10 protein-coding genes and 2 pseudogenes are annotated in these 15883 nt (G+C 38.5%); 2 read left to right on the top strand and 10 right to left on the bottom strand.

Going from position 1 to position 15883, the window contains the following annotated elements; all coding sequences use genetic code 11:
* Positions 1-38 precede the first annotated feature (38 nt).
* From B7697_RS06870 to B7697_RS06835, 8 genes and pseudogenes are all read right to left on the bottom strand, one after another.
* Positions 39-1088 carry a DUF389 domain-containing protein gene (locus B7697_RS06870; protein WP_084950950.1) on the bottom strand — a complete coding sequence of 350 codons (1050 nt, stop codon included), beginning with the start codon at positions 1086-1088 and terminating at the stop codon, positions 39-41.
* Positions 1085-1408 (bottom strand): potassium channel family protein, encoded by a 324-nt coding sequence (locus B7697_RS06865; protein ID WP_001253404.1) that lies wholly within the window; start codon positions 1406-1408, stop codon positions 1085-1087. Before B7697_RS06865 ends, B7697_RS06870 begins: the two co-directional genes overlap by 4 nt.
* Before the next feature lie 13 nt (positions 1409-1421).
* Complete coding sequence (locus tag B7697_RS06860; protein WP_000397556.1) at positions 1422-1763, bottom strand: hypothetical protein; 342 nt, start codon at positions 1761-1763, stop codon at positions 1422-1424.
* A pseudogene (locus B7697_RS09245) lies at positions 1688-1921 on the bottom strand (TMEM175 family protein); the annotation flags it as partial. The gene B7697_RS06860 and the pseudogene B7697_RS09245, both read right to left, overlap by 76 nt.
* Positions 1920-2330 (bottom strand): annotated as a pseudogene (locus B7697_RS06850) (DUF389 domain-containing protein); the annotation flags it as partial. The pseudogenes B7697_RS06850 and B7697_RS09245, both read right to left, overlap by 2 nt.
* 290 nt (positions 2331-2620) lie before the next feature.
* On the bottom strand, positions 2621-4132 hold the full coding sequence (locus tag B7697_RS06845; RefSeq protein WP_004242726.1) for an ATP-binding cassette domain-containing protein: 1512 nt from the start codon (positions 4130-4132) through the stop codon (positions 2621-2623).
* 798 nt (positions 4133-4930) lie between these two features.
* A complete protein-coding gene (locus tag B7697_RS06840) occupies positions 4931-5905 on the bottom strand; it encodes a sensor histidine kinase (protein ID WP_084950948.1) in 975 nt (324 codons plus the stop codon).
* On the bottom strand, positions 5898-6575 hold the full coding sequence (locus tag B7697_RS06835) for a response regulator transcription factor (RefSeq protein ID WP_000548991.1): 678 nt from the start codon (positions 6573-6575) through the stop codon (positions 5898-5900). Before B7697_RS06835 ends, B7697_RS06840 begins: the two co-directional genes overlap by 8 nt.
* A 155-nt stretch (positions 6576-6730) precedes the next feature.
* Between B7697_RS06835 and B7697_RS06830 the strand changes: the two genes are divergently transcribed.
* Entirely contained in the window at positions 6731-7804 is a 1074-nt protein-coding gene (locus B7697_RS06830; RefSeq protein WP_084950946.1) for a DUF2974 domain-containing protein, read from the top strand.
* 90 nt (positions 7805-7894) lie between these two features.
* On the opposite strand, the gene B7697_RS09535 is transcribed toward B7697_RS06830, so the two are convergent.
* Together B7697_RS09535 and B7697_RS06825 are read right to left on the bottom strand one after the other, a co-directional pair.
* Positions 7895-10243, bottom strand: a complete 2349-nt coding sequence (locus B7697_RS09535) for a MucBP domain-containing protein (protein ID WP_275655551.1) — start codon at positions 10241-10243, stop codon at positions 7895-7897.
* Positions 10137-14627, bottom strand: coding sequence for a GEVED domain-containing protein (locus B7697_RS06825; protein WP_275655550.1), 4491 nt, complete (start codon positions 14625-14627; stop codon positions 10137-10139). The genes B7697_RS09535 and B7697_RS06825 overlap by 107 nt, the downstream gene beginning before the upstream one ends.
* A gap of 605 nt (positions 14628-15232) precedes the next feature.
* On the opposite strand from B7697_RS06825, the gene B7697_RS06820 reads away from it, so the two are divergent.
* Entirely contained in the window at positions 15233-15862 is a 630-nt protein-coding gene (locus tag B7697_RS06820) for an MBL fold metallo-hydrolase (RefSeq protein ID WP_084950944.1), read from the top strand.
* The last annotated feature ends 21 nt before the right edge of the window (positions 15863-15883 follow it).

Below are 15883 nucleotides of genomic sequence, written 5' to 3'. Positions count from 1 at the left end.
CAAGATTTGCTTTCATGAGTTAGACAAGGTCAATATCCTCATTCCTTGTCTGCTTCATTTTCTTTTACTAGATCTTTTTGTGAATCCTTTTCAGAGAGTTTTTGATCGATATACTTGTTAATGGTTTCATAAAATTCCTTGGTCGTATCACTGTCTAATTTTGTCGAATTATGAACTTGATTGACTTTCAATTGAACAGATTGAATACCGTAAGAGGCTTGTTTTTGGTGGAGCGTTTCTAATTCGTCTTCTGAAATCGGATCTCCAACAACCGTCAAGACCAATTCATTGTTACTTGACTTGTAGACTTGATTAATAACCGTATAATTGGCGAACTCTTTTCCTACAAACTGTTTGATCCCTTCTTTGCGCGCTTGTTCTATTGTCAGAGTAACTGCCGAATAGCTAGCTGGAAGAATCAACAATACAATCAAAGAAATCAAGCCAATTCTCATTTTAATGTTTAGCTCTTTAAATGAACTTAAGGGAGATTTTCTCATCATAATTCTTGTTCCAACAATGTTGGCTAGCATGATAAAGACACAGTTGATCAAGAAAAGATAGAGAGCCCCCAATAAAAATCGTACATTCCCATTAGCTAAACCGTAACCTGCAGTACAGATAGGTGGCATCAGAGCTGTTGCAATGGCTACTCCTGGCACGATATTGTTTGCTTCTTTTTTCCTTGATCCAATTACGCCTGCTATCCCACCAGCAATAGCAATGAGAACATCCCAAATGGTTGGAGAGGTTCGTGCAATCAATTCGCTACTTTCATAAGATAAGGGAGAAATCCAGAAATACAGAGTCGATACAAGTAAACTGACCAATACTTGAGTAAGTAAAACCCCTAGAGCTTGCTTGATTAAACGCGTATCAAAAATAGCTAAACCGAATCCCAGTCCAACAATCGGTGTCATGAGAGGTGAAATTAACATGGCTCCAATAATAACAGCTGTTGAATTCATATTTAGACCGATAGAGGCAATAAAAATTGCACACATCAAAATCGCTGTATCTCTCAATCGAACATGAAGGTCATCGTATAATTTCTCACGGTATTCCCGTGTTGAATAATTGGCAGTCATTTGTCCTCTCCTCTTTCCTTATTTAAATCGGTATAATAATTAATAATAACAGCTGATAAACAGCCAAAAAATATGAGCCCATAAATCGTCAAGAAGACACTGGTAATCCTTCCAATCAAGGTCACAGCTAGGAGATCCCCGTAGCCGACAGTCGTCGAAGTCACAAAAGCATACCAAAGACCGTCTCCGTAATTTGTGATAGCAGGTTCAACTAGGAAAAGCACGCCTCCTGACCCAAAAACAAAGGTCACAAAACTCAGAGCAAACCGAGTAAAACCCGTAACCTGTATAATATGCCATAACATTTTTAAACGTCTCATTTGTTCTCCTTATTCATACTAGCTCCTGACCGAGCCGTTTTTTCCAATAATCAAAGTGAAGATAGGACATGATCTCCATCAGAGAAAGATAGACAAACTGATAGATCTGATTTAAGCTGATTATCAACTGATATTGTTTGAAAAATGACTGGAAGAAAGACCAGATATGACTGTCTTGAATCAGTCCCTTCTTAACATCAGACAGGATATTAGCTAAAGCTCCCAAGGACTGAAACGGTAAATCCTTGACATTTATATAGATCCGGTCCACCACATCATTCAGACTGGTATCTTGGATGGCATGAAATTCTCCAAAGAGAACTCCTGCCGCTCCAAGAGTAGAAACAAATTCCACCAAATAATTTCTGAGGAAATTTTCTCAACCTTTTCCCATAATGTGTTTAGTGCCATCCATAACGATCCCAACCAGAAAAAGGAAAGAAAACAAGCAAAGAAATTTTGCCGTAAATCCCAAAAAGCTTCAAGACTTGGTGTTGTTGGTTTTTCTAACTCTTTTCCTTGAACCGATCACACCAGCAATCCCACCAGCAATAGCAATGAGAACATCCCAAATGGTTGGAGAGGTTCGTGCGATCAACTCGCTACTTGCATAAGACAAGGGAGAAATCCAGAAATACAGAGTCGAGACAAGCAAACTGACCAACACTTGAGTCAATAAAACCTCTAGAGATTGCTTGATTAAACGCGTATCAAAAATAGCTAAACCGAATCCCAGTCCAACAATCGGTGTCATGAGAGGTGAAATTAACATGGCTCCAATAATAACAGCTGTTGAATTCATATTTAGACCGATAGAGGCAATAAAAATTGCACACATCAAAATCGCTGTATCTCTCAATCGAACATGAAGGTCATCGTATAATTTCTCACGGTATTCCCGTGTTGAATAATTTCCGTTCATTGGTTACTCCTTTTATTTTATATAATCTTGTTTCTGCATGGATGATGGTAGAGAGACTTCTGTCCAATCTTACATATTTTTCTTCTCACCTGTTATTCTTTTGAAAATTATCTTTTAAGTATCCGTCAGTCCATCCTTTATATTATATCAAAAATTTTACAGTTTTTCTCTGACGAAATCTATCAATTGAATAGATAGATGAAGCAAGAAATTTTTGTTTCCTTATCCGAAGAAGGAAAAACGGTATCTCCTGAACCTTGATACTATGCGTTTTATTCTTTATAATTTAGCTATTTCAAAATTACAAGTTCTCCATTCTTAATTTCCCAAACTTGGTCAAACTTACTTAATAATTCGTTTTGGCGATGTAAAGTAACAATGACGGCACTTGGTAGTTCCAGAACTCTTTCCAATTCCATTTTAAACTGATTAGTATCCAAGGCAGAGAAAGGTTCGTCTAGGATAAGCAATGGATTTTTACGATTTTTCTCACGATTTAAATACATTCGTTGTTGCTGACCACCTGACAGGGATTGTGGTGGAATTTTTTCAAAATCTTCTTCTCTGAATTTTTCATTGAAACTATTGAATAGTGTTACATTATTTTCATAACTCGAAATAAATGTATGTTCTTGTTGCAGAATCATACCGAATCTTCCCCAAAGATGGTCCAAAACAAGCCCATCTAGCACAATTTGTCCTTCAAAATCTTCATCTGTTCCATTTAAAATGTTGAGAAGACTACTTTTTCCAGAACCATTCTTACCAATAAGCGCAATTTTATCCCCTTTTTGAATCGTAGCGGAAGTAATTATCAATTTTGATTCTCCCAGTTGTTTGGAAATGTTTTTCAAAGTAATCGTATCAAAAGAATGTTGAGGTGCTTGAACTGAAACGGGTCTCCCAACAATGTTTTGAAAACTCTTGATTACAGGCTTTACGGACTCTAACATTTGTAAATCATAAAGGATTTCCTGTATTGGTTCAGAAAAAGCATTAATATATCCGAAACTCGCCACCACCTCAGGAATACCGAGTTGCTGGTGAGATAGAGAGTAGGCTAAATAAATAAACAGAACAAGACTAATGAATTCAAAAGAAACACCTGTCAATAAGATGCCTGTAATTTTTGTCAAACCATACTTAAAATACTTATCCTGCAAATTCTTTAGAGAACTCTTTTGTTGATTCAAAAAATGCGACATAGTTAGTTTATTTACCAAATGATGTCCCATAAGCAAATCCTCCAAAGTTCGATAGTAATCTCCTTGTTTTTTCAAGTAAACCTGTCTACGATTAGCGGTCAACTTCCCAACGATTTTAGGAATTTGAATACTAATTCCAGTGGAAAAGATTAAAATCAGTGATACAATAGGATTAATTGTTCTGCTAATAATGAAAGCGTAAATGATGATACGTAAAATTTGTTTGATAAAACTCATCAATGGAGGAAGGTAATCCTTTTCCAACGAATCTAGGTCATTAGATTGATAGGAAATATACTCTGCTACTGTTTTCTGCTTGAAATCGTGGTGACTGAGTCCCAGAAGTGAACGAAACCACTCATTTTTCAAAGTAGTCGAAAAGATAATCCCCTGCTTCCAATCAAGTATCATTTGGATATAGTTACAACTCAAATAGCCTGCCACTGACATAGAGTAACCATATAGAGCTACTTGATAATCCCCTTTGATTAATGCCTGCGTGAAATACGGTAACAAAGCTGTGCAGATATTCGATACTACACCAAAAAGAAAATTAAAGAAGAGATACCATCTAATAGTTTTAAGATATGGTAGCATATACGATACTCCTTGCTAATGCGTTTTTTTACATATCTCAGAACAATCTCTACTATTCCTTATTTCAGATAGTGCGATACTCAGACATTTAGTGCAATAATTGTAAATCACACAAGTTCTGCAGTTTTTACTATCATTCAAAATATAATTTGCTATTTTGTAAAATATAGGTCTATCCCATGTTTCTTTGATAGATGTAAAATGAATATTTCCAACACTTCTATTGAAAGTAAGCTTTTTCAGTTTTTCTAACGATTTAGGCTATTTCGTGACACACCCACAATCCGTGAAAATTCTGGTTATATCAGATTATATGATTTTCGTAAGAATTTTATATTGTCTCCAATCATGGTAGTCTCCTTTTACTTGATAAAACTATTATAACATTTAGAAATTAAAAACTGGTTCAAAATCAATAGGATGTGTGTATTCGATACATTCAATAAATTCTTGGAAACAGTTCTACACCAGTTACACAAATCTATATATACCTATCTCATTCAAAATAAAAAGAAAGCTGCAGTTCTTTTAATCCTGTATCAACGATTCATTCTGAAATCGAATAGGAGACATTTCCCAAGTCTACAATTCACTTCATCTCAAATTAATTTTTGTAATTCACCCATAGTTTATAGATTTTATACTCAACAAAAGTATAAAGCATACAAAACTTCACTTTGAACCAGTATTTATACTATATTCCGTATTAAAAATTCTATTATTGGTTTTGTAAAAAACAGTCTTCAAATATCCTGAAATATAGCAAAAAGAGATTGGGTAAAAACTCATTGTCTCTTCTCACTCAAGGACTAAGTTTACTTGAGCAAACTGAATCCGCACTATCGTTCCTTTTCCAACCTCAGACTCGATGCGAATCTGGTGACCCAGTTCTTCAGAAATTTTCTTAGATAGGTAAAGTCCAAGTCCAGATGACTGCTGGGTTAGGCGTCCATTATATCCTGAAAAGCCACGTTCAAAGACTCGGAGGACATCACTGTTTTTTATCCCGATTCCCGTATCCTTGATGCAAAGCTCTTGCCCCTCCATATAAATCTCCAGACCCCCTTCCTTGGTGTACTTGAGACTGTTTGAGATGATTTGCTCAATAACCACTAGCAACCACTTTTTATCCGTCACGATTTCTTTATCAAGGTCATGTAGATTGACATTTAAGCCTTTTTGAATAAAGAAAAGAGCATATTTACGAATTATTTCCTTGACCAAATCCTCAATTTGCACCTGCTTTAAGACCAAATCATCATGAAAACTTTCTAAACGCAGGTACTGTAAGACTAGATTAGTATAGGAGTCGATTTTGAAAATTTCCTGTTCTAATTGCTGCTTCAGTTGGCGGTCGGCTACTTCTGCAACTAAGAGTTGACTAGCTGCAATGGGGGTCTTAATCTGATGAACCCACAAGGTATAGTAATCCAGCAAATACGTCAATTTTCTTTCTGAATCTGACCTCTGCTGATAAAGTTCCATCTCACGCGCTTCTAATTTTTCTGCTAAAACTATTTCCAAAGGAGATTTGGCTTCCCTCTCCCCATAGAGAATTTCCTGACGATAGACCTGCATTTCCACCAATATGTCCCAAGTGAAAAAGAAGATGGTTACAAAGCAACACAAGAGGAAAAAGTAGAGAAAGTAAATTCCCAAACTGGCAAATAAAAACTGAAAGAGTAAGAGCAGAAACGTCAAAGAAATCAGATAGACAAACAGACGACTACGGGAACGCAGATAGGCTAGAAAAAATTGTTTCCAATCAAGCATGCTTTAATCCGTACCCTATCCCTTTCTTGGTTTCGATAAATCCTACCAAGCCCTGCTCTTCCAACTTTTTACGCAATCGAGCCACATTAACAGATAGGGTATTGTCATCAATGAAAAAGTCACTGTTCCAAAGTTCCCGCATGAGATCGTCACGCGCTACAATATTGCCCGCATGCTCAAACAAAACTCGTAAAATCTGGAATTCGTTCTTGGTCAAATTCAAGACTTGCCCTTGATAATGTAAATCCATTGATTTGGTATTGAGGATAACACCAGCATATTCCAGTAAACTCTCGTCACGCCCAAACTCATATGAACGTCGCAACAAGCCCTGAACTTTGGCTAAAAGAACCTGCTGGTCAAAAGGCTTGGTCACAAAGTCATCCGCCCCCATATTGATTGCCATGACAATATCCATAGCCTGGTCTCTCGAAGACAGAAACATGATGGGGACCTTGGAAATCTTGCGAATTTCCTGACACCAGTGATAGCCATTAAACAAGGGCAGTCCAATATCCATGAGGACCAGATGAGGCTCCGACTGGACAAAAAGACTCAAAACTTCCATAAAGTCTTCTACCAGCACCACTTCAAATCCCCATTCAGAGAGCATTTTCCCGACCTGTTGACGAATAACCTGATCATCTTCTACTAATAAAATCTTGTGCATGCGCTCCTCCTTTTCTATTATTATAACAGATTTTTCAATGCTAGAAGATCTGAAACTGAATTTGAAGCAGCTTGTTTTTAGGCAACAAAATGAGGCAATCCTACTAGCTAATTTAAGGGAAATTTGATAAGATAAATAAAAAGAAAGGAGCTCTTATGGCCAATATTTTTGACTATCTGAAAGATGTCGCACACGATTCCTTTTACGACCTACCTTTGAATGAATTAGATGTTTTAGCCTTAACAGAAACCACCTACCTCTCCTTTGATAATCTGGTCTCCACAACTCCTCAGCGACTTTTAGACCTGGCACCTCAGGTTCCAAGGGAACCTAACATGTTGACCAGTAAAAATCGGCTCCAATTATTGGATGAATTAGCTCGACACAAACGCTTCAAAAATTGCAAACTCTCCCATTTTATCAACGACATCGACCCTGAACTGCAAAAACAATTTGCGGCTATGACCTACCGCCTCACTCTCGATACCTATCTGATTGTCTTTCGTGGGACAGATGATAGTATCATTGGTTGGAAGGAAGATTTCCACCTGACCTATATGAAGGAAATTCCTGCTCAAAAGCACGCCCTTCGCTATTTAAAGAACTTTTTTGCCCACCATCCTAAGCAGAAGGTCATTCTGGCTGGGCATTCCAAGGGAGGAAATCTAGCCATCTATGCTGCTAGTCAAATTGAGAAAAACTTGCAAAATCAAATCACAGCAGTTTATACCTTTGATGCACCTGGTCTCCACAAAGAACTGACACAAAGCGAGGGCTATCAAAGGATAATGGATAAAACCAAGGTCTTCATTCCACAAGGTTCCATCATCGGTATGATGCTAGAAATCCCTAACCAGCAAATCATCGTGCACAGTACTGCTTTGGGTGGTATCGCCCAGCACGATACCTTTAGTTGGCAGATTGAGGACAAGCACTTCATCCAACTGGATAAAACCAACAGTGATAGCCAACAAGTTGACATAACCTTCAAAGAATGGGTGGCCACAGTCCCTGACGAGGAACTCCAGCTCTACTTCGATCTCTTCTTTGGCACCATTCTTGATTCTGGTATTACATCTATCAATGACTTGTCTTCCTTAAAGGCTATCGAACACATTCGTCATCTCTTCGTCCAAGCTCAATCTCTCACTCCAGAAGAAAGGGAAACCATGGGACGCCTCACCCAGTTATTGATTGATACCCGTTACCAAGCATGGAAAAATAGATAATCCACATAAAAAACCCAACTAATCGTTTGATTAGTTGGGTTTTCATTTATGAAATTGAATTCCTTTGTCTAATCTTTAATGATTAAAAGATTAGTCTTCTTTTTTCTTGCGTGCCACAAGACCAAATCCGCTCAATACGCCAAGAAGTCCAAGAGCTGCTAGGCTAGAGTGATCTTCTGTACCAGTATTAGGCAATTCCTTAGCTGGTTTAGCTGGAGCTGGTTTGGATGGTTTCGCAGGTTCTGGTTTCACAGGAGGAATAATTTTTTCATAAACATGAACTGTGTCACCATTTGGAAGTTTCTTAGTCTCTACGAAGCGGTAACCTGGGATATCTTTCTTAGGTTGGTCGCCGTCCTCTGTTGGATAGTTTGGAATTTCATTGCCGTCTTTATCCTTGTGACTTGTCTTAACTTTCTCATAAACGTGTTCTACATCGCCATTTGGAAGTTTCTTAGTCTCTACGAAGCGGTAACCTGGGATATCTTTCTTAGGTTGGTCGCCGTCCTCTGTTGGATAGTTTGGAATTTCATTGCCGTCTTTATCCTTGTGACTTGTCTTAACTTTCTCATAAACGTGCTCTACATCGCCATTTGGAAGTTTCTTAGTCTCTACGAAGCGGTAACCTGGGATATCTTTCTTAGGTTGGTCACCGTCTTCTGTTGGATAGTTTGGAATTTCGTTTCCATCTTTATCCTTGAATGATGTCTTAACTTTTTCGTAGACGTGTTCTACATCGCCATTTGGAAGTTTCTTAGTCTCTACGAAGCGGTAACCTGGGATATCTTTCTTAGGTTGGTCGCCATCTTCTGTTGGATAGTTTGGAATTTCGTTTCCATCTTTATCCTTGAATGATGTCTTAACTTTTTCGTAGACGTGTTCTACATCGCCATTTGGAAGTTTCTTAGTCTCTACGAAGCGGTAACCTGGGATATCTTTCTTAGGTTGGTCGCCATCTTCTGTTGGATAGTTTGGAATTTCGTTGCCGTCTTTATCCTTGTGACTTGTCTTAACTTTCTCATAAACGTGTTCGATATCGCCATTTGGAAGTTTCTTAGTCTCTACGAAGCGGTAACCTGGGATATCTCTCTTAGGTTGTTCACCATCTTCTGTTGGATAGTTTGGAATTTCATTTCCATCTTTATCCTTGTGACTTGTCTTAACTTTCTCATAAACGTGTTCGATGTCGCCATTTGGAAGTTTCTTAGTCTCTACGAAGCGGTAACCTGGGATATCTTTCTTAGGTTGTTCGCCATCTTCTGTTGGATAGTTTGGAATTTCATTTCCGTCTTTATCCTTGTGACTTGTCTTAACTTTCTCATAAACGTGCTCTGTATCACCGTTTGGAAGTTTCTTAGTTTCTACGAAGCGGTAACCTGGGATATCTTTCTTAGGATTTGTACCTTCTTCAGTAGTTGTTCCTGGAATTACATTACCATCTTTATCTTTATAAGTTGTCGTAACTTTTTCATAGATGTGTTTTGTATTTCCTTTTTCGTCTACTTCAGTTTTAACAATCTTGTATCCTGGGATATCTTTAGTTGGTTTAGTTCCATCTTCTGTTGGTGAAAGTGGGTTGCCATCTTTATCAACGAATGAAGTATCAGGACGAACTGTTGGGGTGTAAGTAGCTGTTACTGGGGTACCATTCTTATCTACACGTTTAACAGTTACTCCTGTTGCTTTACCTACGAAGTCAGGTTCTGGTGTGAAGGTTACTTTACCGTTTTCATCGATAGTGTATGTTCCTTCGCCTGGTACTTTCTTCTCAGTTGTGCCATCATCAAATGTTGGTTTAACAGTTTCATCGATTTCAACTGGAACTTCCTTACCGTTGATTGTAACTTTTCCGCCTTCAAATGTTGGTGTTCCTGATTGAGGTTGTCCTTTTGGACCTTCTGATTCAGAATCTTTTGAAGTTGGTGTTACTGGAACGACTACTGGAGTGTACTTAGCTGTGATTGGTGTACCGTTCTTATCTACACGTTTCACTGTTACACCTGTTGCTTGACCTGTGAAGTTCTTCTCTGGTGTAAAGGTTACTGTTCCGTTCTCATCGATTGTGTATGTTCCTTCACCTGGTACTTTCTTCTCAGTTGTGCCATCATCAAATGTTGGTTTAACAGTTTCATCGATTTCTACAGTTTTTTCTTCACCGTTGACTGTTACTTTTCCACCTTCAAATGTTGGTGTTCCTGATTGAGTAGCACCTTGAACATTTGTAGTGATAACATCTGAACTTGTTGGTGTTGCTGGTTTTACAACTGGTGTGTAAGTAGCTTTAACTGGTGTGCCGTTCTTATCTACACGTTTAACGGTTACGCCTGTTCCTTTACCTGTGAAGTTCTTCTCTGGTGTGAAGGTTACTGTTCCATCTGGTGCAACTGTGTATGTTCCTTCGCCCGAATGTCGCTGGAGTATCATCATCCATTGGAACATTTGGATTACCTGGCGTGAATGTTGGTTTTCCAGTTTGTTCTTTACCTTGGATGTCTGTTGTTTCTTTTGGCTCAGCTGTTGGTGTTACTGGTGTTACTGTTGGTGTGTATTTAGCTGTTACTGGTGTTCCATTCTTATCTACACGTTTAACGGTTACGCCTGTCCCTTTACCTGTGAATCCTTTTTCTGGTGTGAAGGTTACTGTGCCATCTGGTGCAACTGTATATGTTCCTTCGCCTGGTACAACTTTTTCTTTTGATCCATCTTCGAATGTCGCTGGAGTATCATCATCCATTGGAACATTTGGATTACCAGGTGTGAATTCAGGTTTACCTGTTTGCTCTTTACCTTGGATGTCTGTAGTTTCAGCTGGTTCTGCTGTTGGAACTACTGGAGTAATTAATGGTGTATAAGTTGTTTCAACAGCTGTTCCGTTTTTATCCTTAGCTTGGATTCTTACTGGTTGAACTTCTCCAGAGTATGTCTTATCTGTTGGTTCAAACACTGCCACCGCTTTACCATCTACAGTTTTCAGTGTGTATTTACCAATTACATTTCCTTCTGGGTCTTTAGCTGGAACTTCTGTAGCTGGTTGACCATCTTCACCTAGAAGTGTGTAAGTGGATGGATCGATATCTACAGTTTTTTCTTTTCCAGCAATTGTAGTCTTACCAGGTTCAAATGAAACTGTACTTTCTTGAGTTGCACCTTGAATATCGACAGATTTAGCTGGTTCTGCTGTTGGGGTTACTCCGACAATTGTTGGCGTGTAAGTTGTCTTAACTTTAGTTCCATTTTTATCTTCAGCTTGTACGTTTGCTGGTTGAACTGGTCCTACATAAGACTTATCAGTAGGTGTAAATGTTACTTCTCCTGTTGTTGGATCAACAGTGTATGTACCTACCTTGTTTCCATTTGGATCCAATGCATCAACTGGTCCAGTTGCTTCTGTTCCATCTGGATTCAATAGTTTGACAGAACCTTCTTTAATTGGAACTTCAGAGTTTCCTTCTGTAAATGTAGGAGTTCCTTTTTGAGTTTCACCTTGTACTCCTGTTGAAGTAGCTGGATCCGCTGTTGGTGTTACTGGTGTCACAGTTGGTGTGTATTTAGCTGTAGCTGTAGCTGTTACCGGATTTCCATCTTTATCTTGACCTACTGGCGCTGTTAATGATACATTAATACCTTTAGCAGTTCCTGTAAATTGTGGTTCTGGTGTGAAGGTTACCGCTCCAGTTGTTGGATCGATTGTGTAAGTTCCTTCACCTGGTACTGTTACAGTTTTTTCATCTGTTGGCTGTCCAGTTGCTGGATCAACTAGTTTAGCTGGATATTGTGCACTTGGAGTTACTGCGTCTGGAGCAGTGCCATCACCATCTTTATCTACGTCGATTGAGAATTTAGGTGTTTTCGTTTGTGGTTTACCTTGGATATCTGTTGATTCTTCAGGTGTACCTACGATTTCTTTTGGAGTTACTGTTGGAATATAAACAGCATCCATTGTTTTAGTTCCAGTAGTATGTGTTCCATCATTAATGTTTTCCACACCATGTTGATCCGTAAGTGCTGTCCATCCAGTTGAATGACCATTAGCATCTACAGCACGAAGTACGATACCATCTGCTTTACCAACAAAGTTAGGCTCTGGAGTGAAGGTAACTTTGTCATCAGTTACTGTATAAGTACCTTGACCTGCTTTAGTGTATGATTTCACCAAGTTTCCACTTGGATCTACAATCATAACACCTTGAGATTGTTTTTTCTTAGTTGTTTCTAAGCTAATAGAGTTTGGTTGTTCAGAGTAATCTAGTTTACCGTATGAATTGAAAGTAGTATTTCCGTTGTTTGAACCAAGGTTAGAAGCATCGTCCCCTAGAGCACGTGATACAAATTCAATACCTACAGACTGAGTTTCACCTTGTTTACCAGTTGTTTCTTCCTTATCTCCACGTGGAGGTAAAGCAACTTGAATTTGGTTATCTTCTACTTCACCTGAGAAAGCAATACCAGTAGGTTTGGTTACTTGTTTTTCAGATTTAGCGATACGTGTACGGAAATTCACCGCACCTTTAGTAGTATCGATGACTTGAGTATTTCTGAAAACGAGCTCTACTGTTTCGTTGTTTCCAGTAACTTTAACGATGTCAGAAGCTTCACCTTCATCGAATTTACCGTTGTTGTTAAAGTCGATAAATCCACGCACGTAAGCAGGCTCTACTGTACCAGTGTATTTGTCATTGCCATTTGCTGATGCAATAACTTTAACACGGTAAGTATTATCTGCGGCTTGTACGATTTTAACTTCCGGTTCACCATTATCTTTATTAATATGAACATCTTCTGGAGCGACAAGCTGTGCTACACCTTCATCGCCATTGTCAGTAGCATCATCTGATCCAATACCGCGTACGCGCTCACCATTTTGTGCTTCAGGGTCAGCTTTTACTGTCCCTAGATATGGTTGTTGAATTTCTTCTACTTGATTGGTTGCATAGTCAGTAGTAGATGTTCTGAGAGAATGCTCTGCTTTACCATAAGATTCTGGAAGATCTCCAAAGTCTGATAAAGAGATACCAATCATAGATGACTGAGCTCCACCCGAAATGATGTAGAATCCAACTTCAGTTGCTCCTGCAGTAGATACGATTGGTGTAGCTTTGTTACCACCTTCACCATTGATGTAACTACCAAAGACTTGAGAACCTAATCCTGATGTTGCTGTATCAGGTGTTGAAAAAGCAGAATTTGCTAACGCTTTTTGAAGTTTAGCGTCTGCAGGGCTAAATTCTTGAGGGCTTGTGACATTTTTCATCTTCACATTAGGTTGATAAGGAGTTGTTTCTGCTGCGTTACCTACCAATGCATATAAATCCCAAGGCGTTCCGTTTGTAGTGTAGATTTCACTTTCGTTTACCTTGATATCTTCACCAGATGTCATTAAAATAGTTGGTTTTGTTTTCTTACCATTATATTCAGCATCAACACTAAATACTACACCAGCGATAGTACCATTCTTTTGAACCGATTTATCATCAGTACCCGCAATCGTAGTTTTATGTGGATCAGTATCAAAACCTGCGTTTTTCACGTGTGCCCATTTTGTTTGAGCAGAACCACCGATACCAGTCGCTTGTTTAAAGCTATTTACTGCATCTGGATTATAAGTATCTTCACTAGCAGTTCCCGCCACACGATTTTTATAAGTCTCTGTAGCATGGAACGGTTTCATCTCTTTAACAGTTAATGTTACAACATAACCTGGCATCAACTCCTTTTTGAAAGTTGAACCGATTTGAAGTTGTCCATCTGCATCTAAGTTAGTCCAAGCAGCTGTGTCTGTAAAATCTAGCCATTGGATTTGCTTAGAAGCTTCTTTTATCTCTTTATCATCTTTTCCTTTGTTTAAGATAGGAATATCAGCCAAAGATGAGTAACCATGATCTGCCAACCATTTTTGTCCTGCTTCTGTAGATGAGTCTTTAAGTGCTGTTGTTTGAGCATCTTCCAAGTTGACTGCGAACTTACCATCACGACCGATTCCTGCATTTTTCAATTCATTGTAAACTGCAAGGATTGATTCGTTAAGACGAGCCAATTGAGCGTCTACTTGCTCTTTTGTTACGCTCTTTTCAGCCAATAAAGTTTTTGTTTCAGCAAGAACTGCTTGGTTTTTAGCTACTGCTGCTTCAACAGCTGCTTTGTTTTCTTCCTTCACTTCCTTCTTAGAAAGTTCAGATTTTGCAAGTCTGTTTGTTACATCTGCTTCTGATGAAGCTTTGTCAAGCGCTGATTTAGCTTCTGAAAGAGATTTTTCTGCTGGAGTAGCTTTCTTTTCAGCTTCTGCTTTAGCCACTTCTTTTTCTGCTGCTTTCTTTTTATCGAAACCAGCAGTATTTGATTCAGTAACTACAGTACTCAATGCTGATACAGTTTCTGCTTGAGCATCTACATCAGCTTGACTAGCATCTACTTTTGCAAGAGTTGCTTTAGCTGCTACCAATACTTCCTTAGCTGAGCTTACTACTGTAGCATCTGCATATTTAGCAGTTGAAAGTTTAGACTCCAAAGTAGCAATGCTTGCTTCTAGGACAGCTTTATTTACTTTCTTAGCTTCTTCTGCTTTAACCTCTGGTTTAGCTTTTTCTACTTTAGTTTCTGGCTTAACGGCTTCCTTCTCTTTATTAGAATCCGCTTGATTTGCTGGGGCAGTAGCTGCAGCTACTGATGCTTCAGCACCTTGAACTTCCGTTGCTGATACCGCACCATTTCCAAGGAACATCAAACCAGCTGCAATTGCTACTGATGCTGCTCCAAAGCTATATTTCCGGATACCATAACGGATGTACTTTTCTACTCTAAAATCTTGTTGTTGCTTGCCTTTCATTTAGACCCACAACCTCCTTTTTTATTTTGATGTCGATTTACAAGTTATTGATATCGAAAACTCACAGGTAACCTCAGATGAAACAAAAGATGTTAGAAGTGAAGTTTGATATCATAAAATTGTCTACAACATACAACTTTATGATATCATATTTTCTAGTCTGTAGCAAATAAAATGACTTATTTTTTTATTCTAAATTTAAAATAAATATTTTCCAAAAATACAACAATTTTCAGACTCTTTAAGTTGTAAAATAAGATGCATCAAACTGTCATAGGCCACACACTATATTTTTTCATAATCAGTATATTAATTTATATTAACTATACATGTATATTTTGTTTTCTTTTATTACAAACTTTCTTCTAATAAAGAGTACAATTTACTTGTTTCATTAATTCACTCTCCAGCTCATTAGCTTTTATTTTAAATCCCAGTCAATTAAAAGCTCTAGCTAGTTCATAACTCTAAAAATAGCTATCTCTATTTTAGACAGAATAAAGTAGATAGCAAGTAACCTTCTATAAAGAAGAACTTTCTGTCTACTTTATTCATCCTAACTGTGCTATACTTAATTTAGTACATTCTTTGAGATTGGAGCTAATATGAAAATCCATAAAACTGTGAATCCTGTTGCCTATGAAAACACCTATTATTTAGAAGGCGAAAAACACCTCATCGTTGTCGATCCCGGTAGCCATTGGGAAGCCATTCGTCAAACCATCGAGAATATCAATAAACCGATTTGTGCTATTCTCTTGACCCACGCACACTATGACCATATCATGAGTCTGGACTTGGTTCGCGAGACTTTTGGCAATCCTCCTGTCTATATCGCAGAGAGTGAAGCCAGCTGGCTCTACACTCCTGTCGATAATCTCTCTGGGCTACCTCGCCACGATGATATGGCAGATGTGATCGCAAAACCTGCAGAGCACACCTTTGTCTTTCATGAAGAATACCAACTAGAGGAATTTCGTTTTACTGTCTTGCCAACTCCTGGTCACTCTATTGGCGGCGTTTCTATCGTCTTTCCTGATGCTCACCTAGTCTTGACAGGAGATGCTCTTTTCCGAGAAACAATCGGACGAACCGACCTTCCAACTGGTAGCATGGAGCAACTCCTTCATAGCATCCAGACCCAACTCTTCACCCTGCCAAACTATGACGTCTATCCAGGGCATGGTCCAGCTACTACTATTGCTCACGAAAAGACCTTCAATCCTTTTTTCTAGCTAGCAAAAAACCAAGGAATT

It is taken from the genome of Streptococcus mitis (genome assembly GCF_002096895.1).
Classification (GTDB): domain Bacteria; phylum Bacillota; class Bacilli; order Lactobacillales; family Streptococcaceae; genus Streptococcus; species Streptococcus mitis_AH.
Note: the sequence above shows the minus strand (reverse complement) of the source record. Positions and strands in the feature narration are given on the sequence as shown.

Coding starts and splice junctions, on each gene's coding strand:
- B7697_RS06870 (WP_084950950.1), bottom strand. CDS start 1,088: ATGACTGCCAATTATTCAACACGGGAATACCGTGAGAAATTATACGAT.
- B7697_RS06865 (WP_001253404.1), bottom strand. CDS start 1,408: ATGAGACGTTTAAAAATGTTATGGCATATTATACAGGTTACGGGTTTT.
- B7697_RS06845 (WP_004242726.1), bottom strand. CDS start 4,132: ATGCTACCATATCTTAAAACTATTAGATGGTATCTCTTCTTTAATTTT.
- B7697_RS06840 (WP_084950948.1), bottom strand. CDS start 5,905: ATGCTTGATTGGAAACAATTTTTTCTAGCCTATCTGCGTTCCCGTAGT.
- B7697_RS06835 (WP_000548991.1), bottom strand. CDS start 6,575: ATGCACAAGATTTTATTAGTAGAAGATGATCAGGTTATTCGTCAACAG.
- B7697_RS06830 (WP_084950946.1), top strand. CDS start 6,731: ATGGCCAATATTTTTGACTATCTGAAAGATGTCGCACACGATTCCTTT.
- B7697_RS09535 (WP_275655551.1), bottom strand. CDS start 10,243: ATGTTCCAATGGATGATGATACTCCAGCGACATTCGGGCGAAGGAACA.
- B7697_RS06825 (WP_275655550.1), bottom strand. CDS start 14,627: ATGAAAGGCAAGCAACAACAAGATTTTAGAGTAGAAAAGTACATCCGT.
- B7697_RS06820 (WP_084950944.1), top strand. CDS start 15,233: ATGAAAATCCATAAAACTGTGAATCCTGTTGCCTATGAAAACACCTAT.